This window comes from Saccharopolyspora kobensis, from assembly GCF_900108315.1.
Taxonomy (GTDB): domain Bacteria; phylum Actinomycetota; class Actinomycetes; order Mycobacteriales; family Pseudonocardiaceae; genus Saccharopolyspora; species Saccharopolyspora kobensis.
The window spans coordinates 319880-341968 of the sequence record NZ_FNVB01000002.1 but is presented as its reverse complement, the minus strand read 5'-3'; the positions used below and the strand labels follow the sequence as shown (position 1 = coordinate 341968).

General features: G+C 70.5%; 18 protein-coding genes. 12 read left to right on the top strand and 6 right to left on the bottom strand.

Features of this window, described 5'->3' with window-relative positions; all coding sequences use genetic code 11:
• Window positions 1–8: 8 nt before the first annotated feature.
• From C4T78_RS01490 to mptB, 3 genes are all read right to left on the bottom strand, one after another.
• Window positions 9–725 (bottom strand): ABC transporter permease, encoded by a 717-nt coding sequence (locus tag C4T78_RS01490; protein WP_093348316.1) that lies wholly within the window; start codon window positions 723–725, stop codon window positions 9–11.
• A gap of 89 nt (window positions 726–814) precedes the next feature.
• The gene (locus C4T78_RS01485) at window positions 815–1750 is read right to left on the bottom strand and encodes an ABC transporter ATP-binding protein (protein ID WP_093155705.1); all 936 of its coding nucleotides are present in this window, start codon (window positions 1748–1750) and stop codon (window positions 815–817) included.
• Window positions 1751–1761: 11 nt separating this feature from the next.
• Complete coding sequence (gene mptB / locus C4T78_RS01480; RefSeq protein WP_093345955.1) at window positions 1762–3318, bottom strand: polyprenol phosphomannose-dependent alpha 1,6 mannosyltransferase MptB; 1557 nt, start codon at window positions 3316–3318, stop codon at window positions 1762–1764.
• An 85-nt stretch (window positions 3319–3403) separates the two neighbouring features.
• On the opposite strand from mptB, the gene C4T78_RS01475 reads away from it, so the two are divergent.
• From C4T78_RS01475 to C4T78_RS01440, 8 genes are all read left to right on the top strand, one after another.
• Window positions 3404–4159, top strand: coding sequence for a helix-turn-helix transcriptional regulator (locus C4T78_RS01475; RefSeq protein ID WP_093155503.1), 756 nt, complete (start codon window positions 3404–3406; stop codon window positions 4157–4159).
• A complete protein-coding gene (sufB, locus tag C4T78_RS01470; RefSeq protein WP_093155504.1) occupies window positions 4156–5610 on the top strand; it encodes a Fe-S cluster assembly protein SufB in 1455 nt (484 codons plus the stop codon). The genes C4T78_RS01475 and sufB overlap by 4 nt, the downstream gene beginning before the upstream one ends.
• A 1-nt stretch (window position 5611) precedes the next feature.
• The gene (gene sufD / locus C4T78_RS01465; protein WP_093345958.1) at window positions 5612–6799 is read left to right on the top strand and encodes a Fe-S cluster assembly protein SufD; all 1188 of its coding nucleotides are present in this window, start codon (window positions 5612–5614) and stop codon (window positions 6797–6799) included.
• A 32-nt stretch (window positions 6800–6831) separates the two neighbouring features.
• Window positions 6832–7605: a Fe-S cluster assembly ATPase SufC gene (gene sufC, locus C4T78_RS01460; protein ID WP_093155507.1), complete on the top strand. Its 774-nt coding sequence runs from the start codon at window positions 6832–6834 to the stop codon at window positions 7603–7605.
• A complete protein-coding gene (locus C4T78_RS01455) occupies window positions 7602–8900 on the top strand; it encodes a cysteine desulfurase (protein ID WP_093345960.1) in 1299 nt (432 codons plus the stop codon). Before sufC ends, C4T78_RS01455 begins: the two co-directional genes overlap by 4 nt.
• A 24-nt stretch (window positions 8901–8924) precedes the next feature.
• Complete coding sequence (gene sufU, locus C4T78_RS01450; RefSeq protein WP_093345963.1) at window positions 8925–9383, top strand: Fe-S cluster assembly sulfur transfer protein SufU; 459 nt, start codon at window positions 8925–8927, stop codon at window positions 9381–9383.
• The gene (locus C4T78_RS01445) at window positions 9380–9790 is read left to right on the top strand and encodes a metal-sulfur cluster assembly factor (RefSeq protein WP_093345965.1); all 411 of its coding nucleotides are present in this window, start codon (window positions 9380–9382) and stop codon (window positions 9788–9790) included. The genes sufU and C4T78_RS01445 overlap by 4 nt, the downstream gene beginning before the upstream one ends.
• 779 nt (window positions 9791–10569) lie before the next feature.
• A complete protein-coding gene (locus tag C4T78_RS01440; protein WP_235862987.1) occupies window positions 10570–11520 on the top strand; it encodes a nitroreductase/quinone reductase family protein in 951 nt (316 codons plus the stop codon).
• Window positions 11521–11562: 42 nt separating this feature from the next.
• On the opposite strand, the gene C4T78_RS01435 is transcribed toward C4T78_RS01440, so the two are convergent.
• From C4T78_RS01435 to C4T78_RS01425, 3 genes are all read right to left on the bottom strand, one after another.
• Complete coding sequence (locus C4T78_RS01435) at window positions 11563–13944, bottom strand: GH92 family glycosyl hydrolase (protein WP_093345970.1); 2382 nt, start codon at window positions 13942–13944, stop codon at window positions 11563–11565.
• A 112-nt stretch (window positions 13945–14056) separates the two neighbouring features.
• Window positions 14057–15769, bottom strand: a complete 1713-nt coding sequence (locus tag C4T78_RS01430) for a GGDEF domain-containing protein (RefSeq protein WP_093345973.1) — start codon at window positions 15767–15769, stop codon at window positions 14057–14059.
• A 283-nt stretch (window positions 15770–16052) separates the two neighbouring features.
• Window positions 16053–17255 (bottom strand): lycopene cyclase family protein, encoded by a 1203-nt coding sequence (locus C4T78_RS01425; RefSeq protein WP_177247375.1) that lies wholly within the window; start codon window positions 17253–17255, stop codon window positions 16053–16055.
• A gap of 100 nt (window positions 17256–17355) precedes the next feature.
• Between C4T78_RS01425 and C4T78_RS01420 the strand changes: the two genes are divergently transcribed.
• The 4 genes from C4T78_RS01420 (at window position 17356) to C4T78_RS01405 (ending at window position 22083) form a co-directional block, all read left to right on the top strand.
• Entirely contained in the window at window positions 17356–18924 is a 1569-nt protein-coding gene (locus C4T78_RS01420; protein ID WP_093345978.1) for a deoxyguanosinetriphosphate triphosphohydrolase family protein, read from the top strand.
• 239 nt (window positions 18925–19163) lie between these two features.
• On the top strand, window positions 19164–20792 hold the full coding sequence (locus C4T78_RS01415) for an ABC-F family ATP-binding cassette domain-containing protein (protein WP_093345981.1): 1629 nt from the start codon (window positions 19164–19166) through the stop codon (window positions 20790–20792).
• Between the two features lie 188 nt (window positions 20793–20980).
• Window positions 20981–21190, top strand: a complete 210-nt coding sequence (locus tag C4T78_RS01410) for a helix-turn-helix domain-containing protein (protein ID WP_010310662.1) — start codon at window positions 20981–20983, stop codon at window positions 21188–21190.
• Between the two features lie 83 nt (window positions 21191–21273).
• A complete protein-coding gene (locus C4T78_RS01405) occupies window positions 21274–22083 on the top strand; it encodes an enoyl-CoA hydratase/isomerase family protein (RefSeq protein WP_309599252.1) in 810 nt (269 codons plus the stop codon).
• Window positions 22084–22089: the final 6 nt, after the last annotated feature.

Below are 22089 nucleotides of genomic sequence, written 5' to 3'. Positions count from 1 at the left end.
CCACCGGCTCAGGTCAGGCGAAATGTGCGCACGGCCACACCGCCGCACACCGCGCCCCAGGCGAGCAGCACGAGGATCGGCTGCACCCCCGGCAGCGAACCGTCGACCAGCACCGCGTCCAGCGCCGCGGAAAGCGCGCCAGACGGCAGGAACCCGGCCAGCACGCTCAGCGGCCCGGGCAGATCGGCGGCGGGCAGCGCCAGGCCACCGGCCAGCAGCAGCACGAACCAGATCGCGTTGGCCAGCGCCAGCACGATCTCGGCGCGCAACGCACCACCGACCAGCACCCCGGCCGCGCCGAAGGCGAGCGTGCCCAGCACCAGCAGCGGGACGGCGGGCAGCAGCCCGGAGAGCTCCGGCGACCATCCCAGCAGCACCGCGGCCACTCCCAGCACGACGGCCTGCAACGCCACCACCAGCAGCGTCGCCAGCACGCGGCCGGAGATGAGCGTCCAGCGCGGCAGCGCCGTCGCCGACAGGCGCTTCAGCACCCCGTAGCGGCGGTCGAAGCCCAGCGCGATGGCCTGCCCGGTGAACGCCGTGGACATCACCGCCAGCGCCAGGATGCGCGGCATCACCGAGTTCACCCGGGGCTCCGGCAGATCGCCGATGTTCAGGGTGCTCAGGCCGATCAGCAGCGCCAGCGGGATGATCAGCGTGAGCAGCGCCTGCTCGCCGTGCCGGATGATCAGCAGCGCCTCGACCCGGGTCTGCGCCAGCAGCATCCGGAGCGGGCGGCCCCGGCCCGGTGCCGGGGAGAAGGTCCCGGCCGGGAACTGGGCGCCGAGCGGCGGTGCGGCGTTGGCCTCGGCGTTCACGATCGCAGCTCCCGTCCGGTCAGTTCCAGGAAGACGTCCTCCAGGCTGCGGCGGGCCACCCGCAGCTCGTTCGCCAGCACGCCGTGCTGCGCGCACCAGGCGGTCACCGTGGACACCACCTGCGGGTCGACGTGCCCGCGCACCACGTAGTCGCCCGGCCGCAGCTCGCTGGCCTGGCAGTCCTCCGGCAGCGCGGCCAGCAGCAGGTTCAGGTCCAGCCCGGTCTGGGAGCGGAACCGCAGCTCCTGCTTGCCGTCCTCGGGCTCGGTCAGCTCCGCGGCGGTGCCGTCGGCGACCGCGCGGCCGTGGTCCACGATCACCACGCGGTCGGCCAGCGCCTCGGCCTCGTCCATCAGGTGGGTCGTGAGCAGCACGCTGACCCCGTCGCGGCGCAGCGCGCCGACCAGGTCCCAGACCAGCCGCCGCGCCTGCGGGTCCAGGCCGGCGGTGGGTTCGTCGAGGAACACCAGCTCCGGCCGTCCGACCAGCGCGCACGCCAGCGAGAGCCGCTGCTGCTGACCGCCGGAGAGCCGCTTGTAGGGGGTGCGGCGGGCGTTGTCCAGCCCGAGCACCTCCAGCAGCCAGGCCGGATCCAGCGGATCGGCGGCGCAGGCGGCGACCAGGTCCAGCATCTCGTCGGCCCGCACCCCGGGATAGGCGCCGCCGCCCTGCGGCATCACGCCGATCCGCGGCCGCAACGCCTCGGACTGGGTGCGCGGGTCCAGGCCGAGCACCCGGACCTCACCGGCGTCGGGACGCTGGAAGCCCTCGCAGATCTCCACCGTCGTCGTCTTGCCCGCGCCGTTCGGCCCGAGCAGCGCCAGCACGCTGCCGCGCGGCATGCACAGGTCGAGGCCTGCGACGGCGACGGTGTCACCGAAGCGCTTCTTCAGCCCGCGCAGCTGGACGGCCGGACCATCGGCGTTGCTCACGAAATCCAAGCCTATTGCGTGACCGGCCGAACACCGCCGCGGGTCGGCAGCAGCCGCGGCACCTTGCCGCGCACCAGCCACAGCGTGATCGCGAAGGCGATCGCCGCGGCGATCACGGCCAGCGGGATCTGGTAGGCGCGCAGCGGGAATCCGGCCCCGGTCGGCGGCACGAACAGCGACACCGCGGCGCAGATCACCGCGGCAGTGACCCGGAACCGGCTGTTGTTCGTCGCCAGCGCCAGCGGCGCCACCGACCACAGCAGGTACCAGGGCCACAGCACCGGCACGGCCAGCGCCAGCGTCAGGTAGGTGATGCCCAGCCCGGCCAGCGGCTCGATGCGGCCGCGGAAGGACAGCCACAGCATCTGCAGGCACACCACGGCGACCACCAGGTAGCCGACGATCTTGGTGATCACCAGCATCGCGTCGGTCTGGTTGCCCAGCCCGAGCAGCGTGCTCAGCCCGCCACCGGTCATGCCGAACGCGGTCAGCGGCGCCATGAACGTCTTGACCCGGTTGGGCACGTCGAAGGTGTCGATCCAGCCCAGCCCCCAGCCGCTGGCCACCGTGATCACCGTCATGGTGGCCAGGAACACCGCCGTCAGCAGTGCCGCCACCTGCACCAGGTCGCGGAACCGGCCGCCCTTGCGCAGCGCCAGGTAGATGCCGAAGAAGCCGAGCGCGATCCAGCCCGGCGGCTTGATCGCCCCGGCCACGCTCAGCAGCACGCCGGCGGCGATGGTGCCCGGCACCGTCTGGTAGCGCAGCCCCAGCTCGATCGCGGCCAGCATGATGCCGACCATCAGCGCCTCGTTGTGCATGCCGCTGACCACGTGGAACAGCACGATCGGGTTCGCCGCGCCGAGCCACAGCGCGGCGGACGGGTGCACGCCGCAGCGCCGCGCCAGCCGCGGGATCGCCCAGATCGCCAGGGCCAGGCCGCACAGCATCACCGCGCGCCACACCAGCACCCCGAACACCACGTTGTCGCCCACGATGCGGGAGATGACCTGGCCGAACATCAGGAACAGCGGGCCGTACGGGGACGGGGTGTCGCGCCAGATGTTGGGCACGTTCGCGGTGAACGGGTGATCCACGCCGAGCGCGGCGGCCGAGCCCAGCACGTACGGGTTGAAGCCGCGCGCGGCCACCTCGCTCTGCGCCAGGTAGCTGTACATGTCGGTGCTGAACAGCGGCGGCGCCAGGGCCAGCGGCAGCGCCCACATCGCCAGCGTGCGGGCCAGCTGGGTGACCGACAGCATGCGGCCGCGTCCCGGCCAGCACAGCCTGCCCAGCCACAGCCAGGCCACCACGATCATCAGGATGCCCAGCCAGCAGCAGGCCATCGCCACCGTCGGCACCCGGACCGGCAGGCCGATCAGCCGCGCCCCGGACAGCGGGTTGTCCACCGGGGCCGCTCCGGCGCCGATCGAGCCGATGGCGAGCACCAGCGAGCCGGTGGTGCCGAAACGGCGGACCACGTCGAGCTGTCGGCGCTCGCCGCGGTCCAGAGGCTCCGCCGCCTCTTCGGTCGCTGGTCGTCTGCTCGTCGATTCGCCTGCCGCCACGACGACGAAGCGTAATCGCGTGAGTCAGCTCACGGGCGCGCCCCGCATCCTGGTGTACTGAGCTGAAATAGGTAACATTCGTGTTGTGAAAAAAGTCGGGACGTCAACCGCCGCGGCGGCCGAGCCGGGCCAAGCCGCCCAGCACGGTGCGCATGGCGATGGGCGCACCCGGCACACAGTTGCGCGGTTGCTGCTGGAACGGGGACCGATCACCGCTGCGGCGGTGGCCGAAGAACTCGGGTTGAGCCCCACCGCGGTGCGCCGGCACCTCGACGTGCTGGTCGCCGAAGGCGAGGCCTACACCCGGGAAGCCTCCCCGCGGAGTCGTCGCGGTCGTGGCCGGCCGGCCAAGCTCTTCCTGCTCACCGAGGTGGGACGGGCGCGGTTCGGGCACGCCTACGACGACTTGGCGGTGGCGGCGCTGCGGTTCATCGCCGAACACGCCGGTGAGCAGGCGGTGCGCGAGTTCGCCGAGCGACGGATGGCCGCCCTGGTGGCCAACCACCGCGAGGCGCTGGCCGCCGCCGGCGACCCGGCCGAACGCGCGGAGGCCCTCGCCGACGCGCTCACCAGGGAGGGCTACGCTGCCTCGACGCGAAGCGTCGGAAGCGGCGAGCAGCTCTGCCAGCACCACTGCCCGGTGGCGCACGTCGCTGCGGACTTCCCGCAGCTGTGCGAGGCCGAGACAGCGGCTTTCGCCGAAGTACTCGGCACCCACGTGCAGCGGCTGGCCACCATCGCGAACGGCGATTCGGTGTGCACCACGCACGTGCCGACCACGCGGTTCGCGGATCCCGACCCGAACACCGCCCCGATTCCTGATGGAGGGGAGTCCGTATGACTGCCGCTGCGGAGCAGCGCACACCCACCACGGCTGACCAGCAGTTGAGCCAGGACGAGATCCTGGCCAGCGTCGGCAGCTACGAGTACGGCTGGGCCGACCCGGACGTTGCGGGTGCCAGCGCCCGCCGTGGCCTCAACGAGAACGTCGTGCGCGACATCTCGGCGAAGAAGGACGAGCCCGAGTGGATGCTCGAGGACCGGCTCAAGGCGCTGCGGCTGTTCGACCGCAAGCCGATGCCCAACTGGGGCGCCGACCTCTCCGGCATCGACTTCGACAACATCAAGTACTTCGTCCGCTCCACCGAGCAGCAGGCCCAGACCTGGGAGGACCTGCCCGAGGACATCAAGAACACCTACGACAAGCTGGGCATCCCGGAGGCCGAGAAGCAGCGCCTCGTCGCGGGTGTGGCCGCCCAGTACGAGTCGGAGGTCGTCTACCACAAGATCCGCGAGGACCTCGAGGAGCAGGGTGTCGTCTTCCTGGACACCGACACCGCTCTGAAGGAACACCCGGAGCTGTTCAAGGAGTACTTCGGCTCGGTCATCCCGGCCGGTGACAACAAGTTCTCCGCGCTGAACACCGCGGTGTGGTCGGGCGGTTCGTTCATCTACGTGCCGCCGGGCGTGCACGTGGACATCCCGCTGCAGGCCTACTTCCGGATCAACACCGAGAACATGGGCCAGTTCGAGCGGACCCTGATCATCGTCGACGAGGGTGCCTACGTGCACTACGTCGAGGGCTGCACCGCCCCGATCTACTCCAGCGACTCGCTGCACTCGGCGGTCGTGGAGATCATCGTCAAGAAGGGCGGCCGCTGCCGCTACACGACGATCCAGAACTGGTCGACCAACGTCTACAACCTGGTCACCAAGCGCGCCAAGGCCGAAGAGGGCGCGACCATGGAGTGGGTCGACGGCAACCTCGGCTCCAAGGTCACCATGAAGTACCCGTCGGTGTTCCTGATGGGCGAGCACGCCAAGGGCGAAGTGCTCTCGGTGGCGTTCGCCGGTGAGGGCCAGCACCAGGACACGGGCGCGAAGATGGAGCACCTGGCGCCGCGCACCTCCTCGACGATCGTCTCCAAGTCGATCGCCCGCGGTGGTGGCCGCGCCTCCTACCGGGGCCTCGTGAAGGTCGCCAAGCGCGCCCACCAGTCCTCGTCGAACGTCAAGTGCGACGCGCTGCTGGTCGACACCATCAGCCGCTCCGACACCTACCCGTACGTGGACGTCCGCGTCGACGACGTGTCGATGGGTCACGAGGCGACGGTGTCCAAGGTCAGCGATGACCAGCTGTTCTACCTGATGCAGCGCGGTCTGACCGAGGACGAGGCGATGGCGGTGATCGTGCGCGGCTTCGTCGAGCCGATCGCCCGCGAGCTGCCGATGGAATACGCACTGGAACTGAACCGACTGATCGAGCTGCAGATGGAAGGGGCCGTCGGCTGAGATGACGAGCACCACCAAGACCGACGCCCAGCACGGCCTCGGCGAGCACTCGCACGGCGGCGGCACCGTGATCCCGCAGTCGTCCCGAGGCTCGCGCTTCACCTCCTACGACGTCGAGGCCTTCGAGGTCCCCGGCGGTCGCGAGGAGGACTGGCGGTTCACGCCGATGAAGCGGCTCAAGGGCCTCCACGACGGCACCGCGACCGCCACCGGCAACATCAAGGTGGAGGTCGCCGGCGAGGGCGCGACCGTGGAGACCGTGGGCCGCGACGACGCGCGGATCGGCAACGGCGGCACCCCCGCCGACCGGATCGCCGCGCAGGCCTGGAGCTCGTTCACCGAGGCCACCATCGTCACCATCGGCAAGGACACCAAGCCGGAAGGCCCGATCACCATCACGGTGCACGGTCCCGGGGAGGGCCAGGTCGCGTTCGGGCACCTGCAGGTGCGCGCCGAGCAGTTCGCCGAAGCCGTGGTCGTCGTCGACTACCGCGGTTCCGGCACGCTGGGTGACAACATCGAGTTCGTCGTCGCCGACGGTGCGCAGCTGCGCGTCGTGTCGGTGCACGACTGGGCCGACGACGCCACCCAGGTCAGCTCCGAGCACGCCGCGCTGGGTCGCGACTCGGTGTTCCGGCACCTGGCCGTCACCCTCGGCGGTGACCTGGTGCGGGTCAACACCACCGTGAGCTACGGCGACAAGGGCGGCGACGCCGAGCTTCTCGGCCTGTACTTCGCCGACGCCGGCCAGCACCTGGAGCACCGGATGCTGGTCGACCACGCGGTGCCCAACTGCCGCAGCAACGTGCTCTACAAGGGCGCGCTGCAGGGCGATTCGGCGCACTCGGTGTGGATCGGCGACGTGCTGATCCGCGCCGAGGCCGAGGGCACCGACACCTACGAGCTCAACCGCAACCTGGTGCTGACCGAGGGTGCGCGGGCCGACTCGGTGCCGAACCTGGAGATCGAGACCGGCGAGATCGAGGGTGCCGGCCACGCCAGTGCCACCGGCCGCTTCGACGACGAGCAGCTGTTCTACCTGATGGCCCGGGGCATCCCGCAGGACCAGGCCCGGCGCCTGGTGGTCCGCGGGTTCTTCGGCGAGCTGCTGCAGAAGATCACCGTGCCGGAGGTCCGGGAGCGGCTGGAAGCCGCCATCGAGGCCGAACTCGCCGTCGTCGGCGCCTGACCCGCAAGCCTGAAACAGGAGAACGAAGAAGAATGGCCACCCTGGAGATCAAGGACCTGCACGGCTCGGTCCTCACCGAGGAAGGCGCCAAGCCGATCCTCAACGGCGTCAACCTGACCGTCCGCTCGGGCGAGACCCACGCGATCATGGGCCCGAACGGTTCCGGCAAGTCGACGCTGGCCTACGCCATCGCCGGCCACCCGAAGTACCAGATCGACTCCGGCACGGTGCTGCTGGACGGCGAGGACGTGCTGGAGATGAGCGTCGACGAGCGGGCCCGCGCCGGTCTGTTCCTCGCCATGCAGTACCCGGTCGAGGTGCCGGGCGTGTCGATGTCGAACTTCCTGCGCACCGCTGCGACCGCGGTCCGCGGCGAGGCCCCGCAGATCCGCAAGTGGGTCAAGGAAGTCAAGCAGGCCATGTCGGACCTGGACATCGACCCGTCGTTCGCCGAGCGCAGCGTGAACGAGGGCTTCTCCGGTGGTGAGAAGAAGCGCCACGAGATCCTGCAGCTGGACCTGCTGGACCCGAAGTTCGCGATCCTGGACGAGACCGACTCCGGCCTGGACGTCGACGCGCTGCGGGTGGTTTCCGAGGGCGTCAACCGCTACCACGCCAAGGGCGGCAAGGGCGTCCTGCTGATCACGCACTACACCCGGATCCTGAAGCACATCACGCCGGACTACGTGCACGTCTTCGCCGACGGCAAGGTCGTGGAGTCCGGTGGCGCCGAGCTGGCCGACGAGCTGGAGGCCAACGGTTACGTGCGCTTCACCGGCAAGAAGGAGGCGGCAGCCCAGTCATGACCGTTCAGCCTCCTCGCACCGAGGGTGCGAGCACGCCGTTGGACGTGGCGGCGATCCGCGCGGACTTCCCGATCCTGGGACGCACCATCCGCGACGGGCGACGCCTGGTGTACCTCGATTCCGGGGCGACCTCGCAACGGCCGCGCCAGGTGCTCGACGCGGAGCGCTCCTTCCTGGAGCACTCCAACGCGGCTGTGCACCGCGGCGCGCACCAGCTCGCCGAGGAGGCCACGGACGCTTACGAGAGCGCCCGGGAACGGATCGCCCAGTTCGTGGGAGTCGACGTCGACGAGGTGGTGTTCGCCAAGAACGCCACCGAGGGCGTCAACCTGGTCGCCTACGCGATGAGCAACGCCGCGACGGCCGGGGCGGAAGCCGAGCGCTTCCGCCTCGGCCCGGGCGACGAGGTCGTGGTGACCGAGATGGAGCACCACGCGAACCTGGTGCCGTGGCAGCAGGTGTGCGAGCGCACCGGTGCGACGCTGCGCTGGTTCGGCGTCACCGACGAGGGTCGGCTCGACCTGTCCGATGTGGCCAGCGTGATCACCGAGCGGACCAAGGTGGTGGCCTTCACCCACCAGTCCAACGTGCTGGGCACGGTGAACCCGACGGAGCAGATCGTCGAGCGGGCTCACCAGGTCGGTGCGCTGGTGGTGCTCGACGCCTGCCAGTCGGTGCCGCACAAGCCGGTGGACTTCAAGGCGCTCGGCGTGGACTTCGCGGTGTTCTCCGGGCACAAGATGCTCGGGCCGTCGGGCATCGGGGTGCTCTACGGCCGGCGTGAACTGCTGGCGGCGATGCCGCCGTTCATCACCGGCGGTTCGATGATCGAACTGGTGCACATGGAGCGCTCCACGTTCGCCGCGCCGCCGCAGCGGTTCGAGGCCGGTGTGCCGATGACCTCCCAGGCCATCGGCCTGGGTGCGGCGGTGGACTATTTGAACGCGCTCGGCATGGATCGCGTCGAGGCCCACGAGCGCCAGCTGACCGAGCTGGCGCTGCGCGAGCTGTCGGCTGTCGAGGGCGTGCGCATCATCGGCCCCACCAGCACTGAGAACCGCGGTGGCACGGTGTCGTTCACCGTCGACGGGGTGCACCCGCACGATGCCGGTCAGGTGCTGGACGACCAGGGCGTGGAGGTCCGCGTCGGGCACCACTGCGCTTGGCCGCTGCACCGCAGGTTGGGAATTCCGGCGACCGTGCGGGCGTCCTTCTACTTGTACAACGAACTGGACGAGGTCAAGGCGTTGGTGGAAGCGGTGCGCGAGGCGCAGCGCTTCTTCGGGGTGGCTTGACCCGGACCCTGCCGGGGATTCTTCATGCAGCTGGAGCAGATGTACCAGGAGATCATCCTGGACCACTACCGCAACCCGCACCGCCACGGGCTGCGGGACCCCTTCGACGCCGAGTCGTTCCAGGTGAACCCCACCTGCGGCGACGAGGTCACCCTTCGGGTGCGGTTGACCGGCACCGACGAGGACGCGATCGTGGAGGACGTGTCCTACGCGGGGCAGGGCTGTTCGATCAGCCAGGCCGCCGTGTCGGTGCTGACCGACCTGGTGGTCGGCAAGCCGCTGAAGGAGGCGATGGTCACCGAAGCGGCGTTCAGCGAGCTGATGCACGGCCGCGGCAAGGTGGAACCTGACGAGGACGTGCTGGAAGACGGCATCGCGTTCGCAGGCGTGGCGAAGTACCCGATGCGCGTGAAGTGCGCGCTGCTGGGTTGGATGGCTTTCAAGGACGCGGTGTCCCGCGTAGTTGTCGAGGAGGCTTCATGAGCGAGCAAGCCCCGGTGCAGCAGGAAACCGACGTGGAGCGGACCGCCGAGGCACTGCCGGAGCAGGCCGCGCCTTCCGCGGAGATCGCCGCGCTGGAGGACGTCGAGGAGGCGATGCGCGACGTCGTGGACCCCGAGCTGGGGATCAACGTCGTCGATCTCGGCCTGGTGTACGACATCCGGGTCGAGCAGGACAACACCGCCACCGTCGACATGACGTTGACCTCGGCGGCCTGCCCGCTGACCGATGTCATCGAGGACCAGGCGCGGGCTGCGCTGACCGGTGGCCCCGGTGGTGGTCTGGTGAAGGACTTCCGCATCAACTGGGTGTGGATGCCGCCGTGGGGGCCGGAGAAGATCACTGAGGAAGGCCGCGAGCAGTTGCGTGCTCTCGGGTTCACCGTGTGATCTTTCGGTCTCTCGGTCTTTGATCAGGGGTGCTGGGCTTGTTGCTCGGTGCCCCTTTTCTTTTCCGCTGTGCAGTTGTCAAGGTGCCGTGGTGCTTCGTCCCCGTCGGGCGCCCGCCGGAGCGGTGTCATGACTCGATCATCTCAACTGTCGAACTCGATTTCGATCGAATAAAGGTCGCACGATCAGGTGATCAACGCTCGGCAGGCTTCGTGCTGAAGGTGAAAGTTCTTCCTGTGCGGTGGTTTCCGCAGGCCTGGCCAAGAAGTTCGGCCGAAAACACCTGCAGCGCAAAAGAGTCGACCGAAGCCGCCGCGCCGCCCCGATGCCAACGGCACATCGCAACAACCGACAACGATTCCGGATAAGACGCGCCCCCGAACAAACCCGGCCCCAAGCGAAAGCGAAGGCGACCCCGCACCGGGCCATCCCCGTGGCATAAGGCCCCCGCCATCCCAAATCACCGGGATGGCCGAAGGGCGGCAGAACCCCGAAGTCCCAGCCGCAGTCCCGACAGGCGACGGCTGCCGCCCTTGCACACCGACGGAACCCCTTGCTAGCCTCCGCACGAGCCCCGGATGGGCCTACGCATGGAGGTAGCGGCTTCTAAAGCCACCATCGAGTTGCGACACGATTCGACGTGTCTCGCACCTGGTTTCGTCGAACTGCGATCAGCGGTCCAACGTGCCTGCCTCTGCGTCCCTGGCCAGCGGGGCTCTTCCGCGTGTCCGCACCTCGATGCCGAACCCTCCGATCGATCGAGATCCGGAAGGACCGCATTGACAGAGCGAGAACCCGAGAACTTCGACGTCCACGCCTTCAACCGCCAGGTGATAGCGGAGTTCCGCGAGAACGGCGGAAAGCTCACCGGCTGGATGGAGGGCTGGTCGGTGTGCGTGCTGACGACGACCGGTGCGCGCACCGGAGCACGCCGGGAGACCCCGCTGGGCTACTTCGAGATCGACGGTCAACCGCTGGTCGTGGCCTCGGTGATGGGCGGCCCGAAGAACCCGGCCTGGTACCACAACATCCGCAAGAACCCGCAGGTCACGGTGGAGACGGGCACCGAGACCTACGACGCGGTGGCGACCATCGAGACCGGCGAGCGCCGCGATGAGCTCTTCGCCGCGGTGGCAGCGCGCGACGAGGGAATGCGCGACTACCAGCGGAAGACGACGAGAGTGCTCCCGGTGGTGACCCTCCACCGGATCGAGCGGGAACAGCGAACCGTCCAGGACTCGGCAGGGGAGGAGCGGGTCCGCGGCCTCGGCGATTTCCTGGTGGAAGCCCACGATCGGCTGCGCGCGGAGCTCGCGGAACTCCGCCGCCAAGTGGACGAGATCGTCGAAGATGGTGCGAGCTCCTCGGAACTCGAACGTGCCAAGCCGGACCTGGCCCAACAGCTGCGCACGCACTGCACCGAGTTCTGCGCCGCGCTGAAGCAGCACCACGCGGGCGAGGACCGAGGTGCCTTCCCGATGCTCGCGCAGCAGTTCCCGGAACTCGCCCCAGTGCTGGAGAAACTGGGCGAGGAGCACGAAGTCGTAGCGCGGCTGCAGGAAGAGATCCGCCGGCTCGTTGACGAGCACGAACCCGGCAAGAGCGACCCGGCCCGCCTGAAGGGCCGCCTCGAAACCATGACCAGCGAACTCGAAGCCCACTTCAGGTACGAAGAACGAACGATCGTCGCAGCCCTCAACACCCTGGGCCCGGCCCCGGACATCCCGTGACCCCGCGGCGGCGGTGCCCGTCCGGCACCGCCGCCGCGCGGATCACCCCGCTGCGCAGGGGGAGATCGGGGTCGTGTTCGGGCCGGTTCCCCAGGCGGTGGGGGTGTCGGACAGGCGGTGGTCGATGGTGCCGCTCGTGCGGACTCCTTCCAGGTCGATCCAGACCTCGTGCTTCGGGGTGTTCGCCACGCGGACTTCGTCCACGTACTGGAGCTTCGCTCCTCGCGCGTTCGGGGCCGTGATCGTCAGCGGCGTTCCGCCGGGGATCTCGACCACTGCCTTGGGGAACCTCGGGGCGTTCAGGACGAACTGTCCGGTTCCCGGGGTCGTGGGGTACAGGCCGAGGGCGCTGAAGACGTACCAGGCCGACATCGTGCCCAGGTCGTCGTTCCCGGTGACCCCGTCGGGGGCGTTGGTGAACAGCGTTTGCTGGGCCCGGACCACTGCCGACGTCTTCGACGGGCGGCCGATCAGCGAGTACATCCACGGGGCGTGCAGATCGGGTTCGTTGTTCGGGTTGTAGCGGTACTGGCCGTAGTAGTCGTACGGGTCGATCACCCACTCCTCGCGGGCCGTTCGGGCCGGGTCCTGGACCAGCGCGTCGTGGGCGAAGAACGTGTCCAGGCGCTTCTCGGCCTGGTCGGGACCGCCGACCGCGTCGATGAGGCCGGGCACGTCCTGCTGGGTCAGCCACTGGTACTGCCAGGCCGTTCCTTCGTGGAAGCCCTTGTCGGAGATGGGTTCGTAGGGTTCGAACCAGGTTCCGTCGGCGTTCTTCGGGCGCGGGAAGCCGGTGAAGCCGCGTTCCGGGTCGTGCACCGAGGGATCCCAGACGTGGCGCCAGTTCCGCCCGCGTTCGGCCAGCTGCGCGGCGTCGCCGGCGCGGCCCAGGGAGCCGGCCAGCAGGGACAGCGAGCAGTCGGCCAGCGCGTACTCCATGGTCGCCGAGCCGCCGTGCGCCGGGTCGACGTCCTGGCCCTTCTTCGGGAAGTCCGGGTCGTACTGCACGAATCCCCGCGACAGGTAGGAGTCGTTGCCCGCGCGGCCCTCGAACTGGGAGTCGGCCGGCGGGATCTCGTTGGCGTTGCGCCGCAACGCTTCGTAGGCCTGCTGCTCGCGGCCGTCCAGCGCGCCGAAGCGCCACAGGTCCACCAGGAACGGCGTTACCGGGTCCCCGGTCATGGTGTTCGTCTCGAAGTTCGCGTAGGCCCAGCGCGGCAGCCAGCCGCCCTGCTCGTCGATCGCCAGCACGCTGCGCGCGATGTCCCTGGCCCGGTCCGGGACCAGCAGCGCCAGCAGCTGGTTCTGCGTCCGGTAGGTGTCCCACAGCGAGAAGAACTGGTAGTACGTCCAGTCGTCGGCGCGGTGCACCGCGTCGTCGAACCCGCGGTAGCGCCCGTCGGCGTCGGTGGCCGTCGACGGTTGCAGCAGCACGTGGTACAGCGAGGTGTAGAAGACCGCTGCGTCGTCGGGAGTTCCGCCGGTCACCTCGATCCGGTCGAGCTCGCGGCGCCAGCGGTCCTGGGTCCGCTCGCGGACCTGGTCGAAGTCGTCGCCCTCGGCCTCCAGGTTCGCGTCCGCGCCCGCCGCGTCCACATAGGATATCGAGGTGGTCGCGGTGACCTGCTCGGCGCCGAAGGTCAGCCACGCGCCGCGCAGGCCTTCGCCACCGGAGACCGAGCGGCGGTCGAATCGGCCGCCGTCGGGCTGCCAGGTGCCGAAGGACTCGACGGGCTGGTCGAAGCGGGTGGTGAACCACAGCGTGTAGTCCTGCCCGCCGCAGAAGCCCTTGCTGCGCACCCAGCCCCGGACGGTCCGCTCGTCCACCACCTCCAGGCCGCTGGCCTTGACCGGGTTGCGCTCGTTGGCCTGCCCGACGTTGAGGAACACGTGCGCGGGGCCCTCGTCGAAGGTGTAGCGCTCGACGCCGACGCGCGTGTCGGCGGTGGCCTCCACGTCGATGCCGCCGTAGTCGGTCAGGCGGGTGCGGTAGTAGCCGGCGTCGCCGACCTCGCCGTCGTGGGTGTAGGCGGCCGCGTACTGCTCCTGGTCGAACGTGGACGGCACGTCGATGTCGAAGTCGTGCCCCTCACCGGCGCCGATGCTGCCGGTCGTGGGCAGGGTCGAGATCAGGCCGCCCTGCTCCCAGCAGCCCGCGCCGGAGAGGAAGAAGTGGCCGAAGCCCTTGATCCGGGTGTCGTCGTAGCGCCATCCCGCGTAATGCGTGCCGATCGGGCTGACCTGGGTCATGCCGAACGGCGCGGAGGCGCCGGGGAAGGTGTTGCCCTCGTCCTTGGTGCCGATGAAGGTGTTCACCGCGCGAACCGGGTCGGTGGGTTGCGCGACGGCGGGTAGCTGGGTGGCGGTGAGCGCGGTCAGCAGCAGCGCTGCGGTGGTGGCGAGCCGACGGCGATGTCCTGGCACGTGTCCTCCCACGGCTTTGACAACGTTGTCAAACCTCGTTCGAACACCAGCCTAGGGCGAGCGCGGTGGGCCGCGGCAATCGTCCGCGTGAGTGATCCTGCCCGGCGGAGGCTCAGGAACCGGGCGGTTGCTGCGCCCCGCGCAGCACTTCGATGCGGTCCGAGCCGGGGCGGGACATCACCCAGCTCGATCCGGTCAGCGACTTGGCGTGCTTCTTCAGCGGCGCCAGCCGGCTGGACGCGTCGTCGTAGCCGGCGACGGTGCTCGGCGTGCACACCAGCGTCGCCAGCGACAGGGTCACCGCCACACCGCCCGCCGTGCGCTCCGGATCGAGCACCAGCTCGGCCAGCGAAACCAGGTCGTCGAGGTCCGCCACCAGCAGGAAGTCGTCCCCGCCGACGTGCCCGACCTGCACCGAGCTCAGCGCGGTGGCCGCGTCGGTCAGGCTCCGGCCGATGGCGCGGATCAGATCGTCGCCCGCGGAGAAGCCCGCCGTGTCGTTGACCGTCTTGAACCCGTCGATGTCCAGCCAGCTCACCGCGAAGACCTCGCCCGCGGCGATGCGGCGGGTGACGTCGCGGGCGATCGCGTCGCTGCCCGGCAGCCGGGTCAGCGGGTTCAGCGCCGCCGCCTCCTCCACCTTCAGCTCCGCCATGCCGCGGATCAGGTCGCCGGCGCGCACCGCGCCCAGGCACCGGCCCGACTCGTCGACCACGATCGCGTCGTCGTACATCCGGTACTGGTCGGAGCGGGTGACCATGCTCAGCGCCTCCATCGCGGTGGTCGCGGTGGTCACCACCCGGGGTTCGTCGGCCAGCCGCGATGCGGGCCGCTTGGCGTGCAGCGCGTGGCCGTACGGGCCGGTCACCGCGAGCAGGAACCGGTTGCGCTCGATGGTCCACTGCGGGCGGTTGCTCTCGTCGACCAGCACCACACCGCTGATCTCCGGGTGGTCGGCCAGCACGCCGCGCACCTTGTCCGCGGTGACGTCGGTGGGCAGGATCGTGGCCGGGGACAGGAACTCCGTCACCCGCGGCCCGCTGGCCAGCGAGCTGATCGGCGGACCGTGCGGGTCGGTCACCTCGGCCGCCACACCGGGCACGCTGCTGGCCGTCGGCGGCCGTCGCGCCGCGGGGGCCAGCAGGTTGCCCTGCACCAGGCGGATCCCGTTGCGGCGCAAGGTGGTCAGCTGGCGCTCGTTCTCCACGCCCTCGGCGACCAGCTGGCTGTCGGTGGCCTCGCACAGGTGCCGCACCGACTCGACCAGCGCGACCCGCGCCGGGCTCTCCGGCAGCTGCTGGACCACCTCGCGGTCCAGCTTGACCACGGCCGGGCCGATGTCGGCGATCAGCGCCATCGGCACATCGCCCTCGCCGACGCCGTCCAGCGCGATCTGGAACCCGTCGGCGCGCAGCTTGTCCACCCCGACCAGCAGGTCGTCGGTGTTCAGCCGGGCGAACGGCGGGCCGATCTCCAGCGTCACCTCCTGCTCGCGGCGGCCGATCTCGCGCAGCCGCTCGCGCACCAGGTCCAGCCGCTGCAGATCGTGGGTGACCGTGCCGCCGAAGATGTTGAGGTGCAGCGGCAGCAGGGATTCGTACTCGGCGGCAGCCGTCAGCGCCGCGTTGGCCAGTTCCACGTCCAGCTCGGTCAGCCGCCGTTGCCGGGCGGCCTCCCGGAACAGCTCCTGGACGTTCGTCCCAACCGGCCGGGCCAGCGCCTCGATCGCCACGATGGCCCCGGTCTTGATGTTGATCAACGGCTGGAACGCGAAGCGCACCTCGTCAACCAGCGCTAGCACGGAGTCGATGTTGCCCGCACTCATGCTGCTCCATCGACGGTGTTCACGACCTGTTCACCGACATCTCAGTTCCTCCTCCTCGGGGTGGAGGACCGCCTCTCCCTGCAGACAAACTTAGCGCGCTTGACCAGCGGCTAACACGGGTTGTCGGCGCTGGGTGGCGGTTGACACAACGATTAGCAGCGCATCGGACACGTTACGTGCCCAGCTGGCTGTGTATGCCCGCTTTCACCGGCAGTAATCGGGCTCGCTCTGCGTGGCGGAACACGAGCTGCGGTGCGAGGGCGGCACCGCGGCACCACAGCCGTCAGGTGCCGCCGAGACCGTGGCGGGCCTGCGGGTGGCCGACGGTCAGACCGCCCAGCGCCAGCCGCCTGCGGATGCGCCAGGGCGCGCTCGCGAACAGCGCGGACATCGCCGCCGCCGTGCCCGCCGGGTCCTCCTCGGCGGCCAGGAACGCGGCGCGGTGCCGGGCGTCGAGCCGGAAGAACAGCTCGAAGAACTCCGGCACCTGTTCGGGCGGCAGCGACAGCAGCGCCTGCAGCGCCCGGTGCCGCAGCACGTGCCCGGACACCGCGCGCGGCGGCCACAGGATCGACCACGCGGCGCGGGCCGCGACCGCCGGCCCGGACGGCAGGGCCGCGCTGATCGCCGCGGCCAGCCACGGTGCGCGCTGCAACGACGCGGCGACGCTGAACCCGCTCGCCGGGTGCACCAAACCGCCGGCCGCGCCGAACGGGATCACCCGGCCCGGCCGGGGGAGCGGATCGTCCACCGGGAACCGCACGCGCTCCTCGGCGAGCCGCTCCGACTCGGCCACGCCCGCTTCGGCGAGCCGTCCCGCCAACCGCCTGCGCAGCAGCGCCAGCGGGAGCGCCGGACGGCGGGCCAGCGAGGTCTCCTCCAGCAGGACCCGGTCCGGGCCGACGTGCACCGCGTAGAGGAACGTCGGCCAGCCGCCGCGGGTCTGCGGAGCCGGCCGCCAGTCCATGAAGACCCCCTCGCCGGGACCGCAGAACGGCTCGGCCGCGGCGGCGCTGACCACCCAGCCGACCGCGCTCTGCTGTGCGGAGGTGTGCGCCGGGCGGCCCCCGGAGAGCGCCCGCGCCGCGCCGGTCGCGTCGACCACGACGGCGGCGGCGATCCGCCTGCCGTCCTTGAGCAGCACGGTCGACCCGGTGGGCCCGTGCTCGGCCGCCTGCGCGCGGCCGGTGACCTCCGCGACGTCGTGACGCCAGAGGTGCTTCCACAGCGCGGTGTTGTCCAGGACGGCGTACGGCCGATGCCATTCGTGCTGGTCCGTGCCGTGCAGGACCATCCGGTCCACGACCGATGCCAGCGCGGGGCCGGGGATCGCGGCGGGCAGCTCATCGCGCCAGGCGCCGTAGGTGTGCGGCCAGACGCGGCGCGGCGCCGGGTCGACCAGCACGACCTCCAGACCGGTGTCGCTGCAGGCCGCCGCCGCGGCCCGTCCTGCGGGACCGCCGCCGACCACCACGACATCTGCCACGGGGAAATCAGATCACGCCGGGCCGGGAACGCGCCGCCAGGGCTGCCGACCGGGACCGCCGCGCAGGATGAGCGCGGAATCAATCGTCTAACGTGTGGCCATGTACGACGCGCAGCTTCGGACCGGTCGGCGCAGTGGTCGCTCGGGAACGCGCCGGGCACCCGGTGATCTCGCCGCCAGCCCGTTCCGGGCGGACCGGGACCGGGTGTCCAGCTCGGCGTTCTTCGCCCGGCTGGGCGGGGTGACCCAGGTCGTCAGCCCCAGCGGTTCCGGACTGCTGCTGCACAACCGGTTGACGCACAGCCTGAAGGTCGCCCAGGTCGCGCGGGCCATCGCCGAACGGCTGCTGTCCGATCCCACCGATCTGAGCAAGCTCGACCGGCTGGGCGGCTGCGACCTGGACGTGGTGGAAGCGGCCGGGCTCGGCCACGACCTCGGCCACCCGCCGTTCGGGCACCTCGGCGAGGGCGTGCTGGACCGGCTCGCCCGGCAGCGGTTCGCGCTGCCCGACGGCTTCGAGGGCAACGCCCAGAGCTACCGCGTGGTGACCCGCATCGACGTGCGCGGCACCGACGGCGACGGCCTGGACCTGACCGCCGCCGTGCGCGCGGCGCTGCTGAAGTACCCGTGGACGCGGTTGACCGAGCCGCAGCCGCACCCGCGTCATCTGCCGGTGCCGCCGCGCGGCGCTTCCGAACCGGAGGACGGACCGGGCACCGGATCGGTGAAGTTCTCCTGCTACAGCACCGAGCTGGAGGACATGGTCGACGCGCGCTCGCCGTTCCGCGGGCGGCTGGCGGACTGGCAGCAGACCGTCGAGGCGTCGATCATGGACACCGCCGACGACATCGCCTACGCGATCCACGACCTGGAGGACTTCCACCGCGTCGGGATCCTGCAGCACACCAGCGTCTCGCACGAGCTGACCGAGTGGCTGGGGCACGCGGTGGAGTTCGCCGGGCGCTCCGATGACGAGCTGGCCGGTGCCGGGATGCGCCCCGGCTGCTCGCTGGAGCGGTTGCGCCGCCGCCTGCACGCCAAGGACGGCTGGATCGCCGACGACGAGGCGTTCGTCAGCGCCGTCAAGAAGGTCGTCGCGAACCTGGTCACCAAGCTGCTGGAAGTGCCCTTCGACCGCTCGCAGCAGGCCGAGCAGGCCGTCGCGGCGTTCTCCGGGGAGTGGACGCAGCGGCTGGTGGAGGGCATCCAGGTCGTCGAGGAGCCGCCGACGCGCTCCGGGCACGTCGCGCTGGCCGTCGAGCAGTGGCACGAGGTGCAGGTGCTGAAGTTCGTGCACCGCCGGTTCGTGCTGCAGCGGCCGGACCTCGCGCTGCACCAGCGCGGCCAGGACCGGCTGGTGAGCAAGCTGGTGGAAGCGCTGGACAACTGGCTGATCGACCGCAGCGAGGCCGCCCGGTTGCCGCACCGGCTGCGCGACCTCTTCGACCGGGCCCGCGCCGAGTTCGCGCAGCTGCGCAGCGAGGCCCCGGAACTGCTGGTGCGGCCGGGTGAGCCCGCGGTGATCGACACCGAGCACCTGGAGCGGATGTCGCGCGGCCGGGCGGTGATCGACTTCGTCGCCTCGCTCACCGACAACCAGGCTGCCGCGCTGCTGGAAGCCCTCTCCGGGCGCACCACGCAGCTGTGGAACGACACCTTCGTGCTGTGAGCGTCCACGACCGGGTGTGACCGACGAGATGTGATCCGCGATCAATTCGGTGGACAGCGGCGGCTACACTGGTTCCGTGGTCACCAAGCGTTTCGTGGTTCGCGCTGCCCGCGCCACCCCCTCGCTGATCCGCCCGCTCATCGATTAGCTGACGGGCCCGCTCAGCCTCCGCGCCCACCCCGGCTCCGCCCGGTGGGCGTGCTCGTGGAATCGCTCGACCACTACTTCCGGAGTTCCCCTTGATCTCTGCCACCGGCCTGGAGCTGCGCGCCGGTTCCCGCATCCTGCTCTCCGACGCCATGCTGCGCGTCCAGCCCGGCGACCGGATCGGCCTGGTCGGCCGCAACGGCGCGGGCAAGACGACCACCCTGCGAGTGCTGGCGGGGGAGGGCGAGCCCTACGCGGGCGAGGTGATCCGCCGCGGTGAGCTCGGCTACCTGCCGCAGGACCCGCGCGAAGGCGACCTCACCGTCTCGGCCAAGGACCGGGTGCTGTCCGCGCGCGGCCTGGACCAGCTGCTGCGCGACATGGAGAAGGCGCAGACGGCGATGGCCGAGCTGGCCGACGAGCGCCAGCGCGACAAGGCGATCGCCCGCTACGGCCGGCTGGAGGAGCGCTTCGCCGCGCGCGGCGGGTACGCCGCCGAGAGCGAGGCCGGGCGGATCTGCAGCAACCTCGGTCTGCCCGACCGGGTGCTGGAACAGCCGCTGAGCACCCTGTCCGGCGGTCAGCGCCGCCGCGTCGAACTGGCCCGCATCCTGTTCGCCGCGTCGGAGGCCGGTCCGGGCGGTCGCTCGGCGACCACGCTGCTGCTCGACGAGCCGACCAACCACCTCGACGCCGACTCGATCAACTGGCTGCGCGACTTCCTCAAGGCCCACGACGGCGGGCTGGTGGTGATCAGCCACGACATCGACCTGCTGGCCGCGGTGGTCAACAAGGTGTGGTTCCTGGACGCGATCCGCGGCGAGGCCGACGTCTACAACATGGACTGGGCCCGCTACCAGGACGCCCGCGCGGCCGACGAGAAGCGCCGCCGCCGCGAGCGCGCCAACGCGGAGAAGAAGGCCTCCACGCTGATGGCGCAGGCCAACAAGATGCGCGCCAAGGCCACCAAGGCGGTCGCCGCGCAGAACATGGCCCGCCGCGCGGAGAAGCTGCTGTCCGAGGCCGAGACCGAGCAGGCCCAGGAGAAGGTCGCCAAGATCCGCTTCCCGGAGCCCGCCCCGTGCGGCCGGACCCCGCTGACCGCCGACGGGCTGTCGAAGTCCTACGGCTCGCTGGAGATCTTCAGCGGCGTCGACCTCGCCGTGGACCGCGGCTCGCGGGTCGTCGTGCTCGGCCTCAACGGTGCGGGCAAGACCACCCTGCTGCGGCTGCTGGGTGGTGTGGAGAAGTCCGATTCGGGTGGTGTCGTCCCAGGTCACGGCCTGCGCATCGGCTACTTCGCGCAGGAGCACGAGACGCTGGACCACGACGCCACGGTCTGGGAGAACATCCGCAGCGCCGCCCCGGACGCCCCTGAGCAGCAGCTGCGCACCCTGCTGGGCGCGTTCCTGTTCCAGGGCGAGCAGCTGCAGCAGCCCGCGGGCACCCTCTCCGGCGGTGAGAAGACGCGGTTGGCGCTGGCAGGGCTGGTCTCCAGCGCGGCCAACGTGCTGCTGCTGGACGAGCCGACGAACAACCTCGACCCGGCCAGCCGCGAGCAGGTGCTCGACGCGCTGCGCAGCTTCACCGGCGCTGTCGTGCTGGTCACGCACGACCCGGGTGCGGTGCAGGCGCTGGAACCGGAACGGGTCATCCTGCTGCCCGACGGCACCGAGGACCACTGGTCGGACGATTACCTCGACCTCGTCCAGCTGGCATAGCAACCGCCGTCCACCCGTAGTCGACTACTACGGATGGATTAGTGCATTCCGGTGATCGCCGGGTGGCCTTCTCGGCCGTTGGCCGATCTTTTTTCCATGATCGCCTGGCGTTCCCGCCTTTCCTGTTCGATCATTGCGCTGACAGGGGTCGCGAGGCCCGACCTGCTCAGAGGGAAGGCGGGGACACCGTGGCTGAGCTGAAGAAAGGTGCGCGCATCACAGGTAGTGCGCGGGACAAGCTTGCCAGTGACCTGAGGAAGAAGTACGAGAAGGGGGCTAGCATCCGCGCTCTCGCGGAGGCGACCGGCCGGTCGTACGGATTCGTGCACCGCGTGCTGAGCGAATCGGGTGTGCAGCTGCGCGGTCGCGGGGGCGCCACGCGTTCCAAGAAGAAGTGAGCCCGGCGACCACTGGTCGCCTCGGAGCCCGGTCGCCTCGCGCTCGAGCGGGGTGCTGACGGGCTCTCGTCGAGGAGGTCCGCTTGGCGGAGTCGATGGTGGACGCCGGCCTGCTGGATCGTGGCGGTGTGGGGCTCACGATCCGCGGTCGGCGGGCCACGATCACGTTGAACCGCCCGGACAAGCTCAATGCGCAGACACCGCACACCTGGCAGGCGCTGCGGGAGATCGGTCGATGCCTGGGCGCGGAAGTCCGGGTCGTGGTGCTGCGCGGCGCCGGCCGGGCGTTCTCGGCCGGACTGGACCGGCGGCTGTTCACCGCCGCCGAAGTCGACGGGGCGCCGGGACTGGCCGGACTGGCCCGGCGCCCCACCGAACAGGCCGATGCCGAGATAGCCGGCTATCAGCAGGGGTTCAGCTGGTTGCGCGAACCCGACAGGGTCACCATCGCGGCGGTGCGGGGGCACGCGATCGGTGCCGGATTCCAGCTGGCGTTGGCGTGCGATCTCAGAGTGGTCGCCGCCGACGCCAGCTTCCGCATGGCCGAAACCGGCCTGGGGCTCGTCCCCGATCTGGGCGGCACGCTGCCGCTGGTCCGGACCGTCGGATACGCCCGCGCGGTGGAGATCTGCCTGACCGGGCGCGAGATCCTCGCCGTCGAGGCGCTGCGGTTGGGGCTGGTCAACGCGGTGGTGGAGCCGGAACGGCTCGACGTGGCGGTCGACGAGCTGGCCGAAGCCGTCGCGCGGCCGCCGCTCGGCGCGGTCCGCGAAACGCTGGCGCTGCTGGCGCAGGCCGACGAAGCGGTCGACCCGGAGCAGCAGCTGGCCGCCGAACGGGCCGCGCAGCTGCGCAGGATCGCCGAACTGGCCGCGCAGCTCGAGTCCGAGTGACGGCGA

Coding starts and splice junctions, on each gene's coding strand:
- sufU (WP_093345963.1), top strand. CDS start 8,925: ATGCAGCTGGAGCAGATGTACCAGGAGATCATCCTGGACCACTACCGC.
- C4T78_RS01455 (WP_093345960.1), top strand. CDS start 7,602: ATGACCGTTCAGCCTCCTCGCACCGAGGGTGCGAGCACGCCGTTGGAC.
- sufB (WP_093155504.1), top strand. CDS start 4,156: ATGACTGCCGCTGCGGAGCAGCGCACACCCACCACGGCTGACCAGCAG.
- sufD (WP_093345958.1), top strand. CDS start 5,612: ATGACGAGCACCACCAAGACCGACGCCCAGCACGGCCTCGGCGAGCAC.
- C4T78_RS01490 (WP_093348316.1), bottom strand. CDS start 725: ATGCTGCTGGCGCAGACCCGGGTCGAGGCGCTGCTGATCATCCGGCAC.
- C4T78_RS01430 (WP_093345973.1), bottom strand. CDS start 15,769: ATGAGTGCGGGCAACATCGACTCCGTGCTAGCGCTGGTTGACGAGGTG.
- C4T78_RS01420 (WP_093345978.1), top strand. CDS start 17,356: ATGTACGACGCGCAGCTTCGGACCGGTCGGCGCAGTGGTCGCTCGGGA.
- C4T78_RS01445 (WP_093345965.1), top strand. CDS start 9,380: ATGAGCGAGCAAGCCCCGGTGCAGCAGGAAACCGACGTGGAGCGGACC.
- sufC (WP_093155507.1), top strand. CDS start 6,832: ATGGCCACCCTGGAGATCAAGGACCTGCACGGCTCGGTCCTCACCGAG.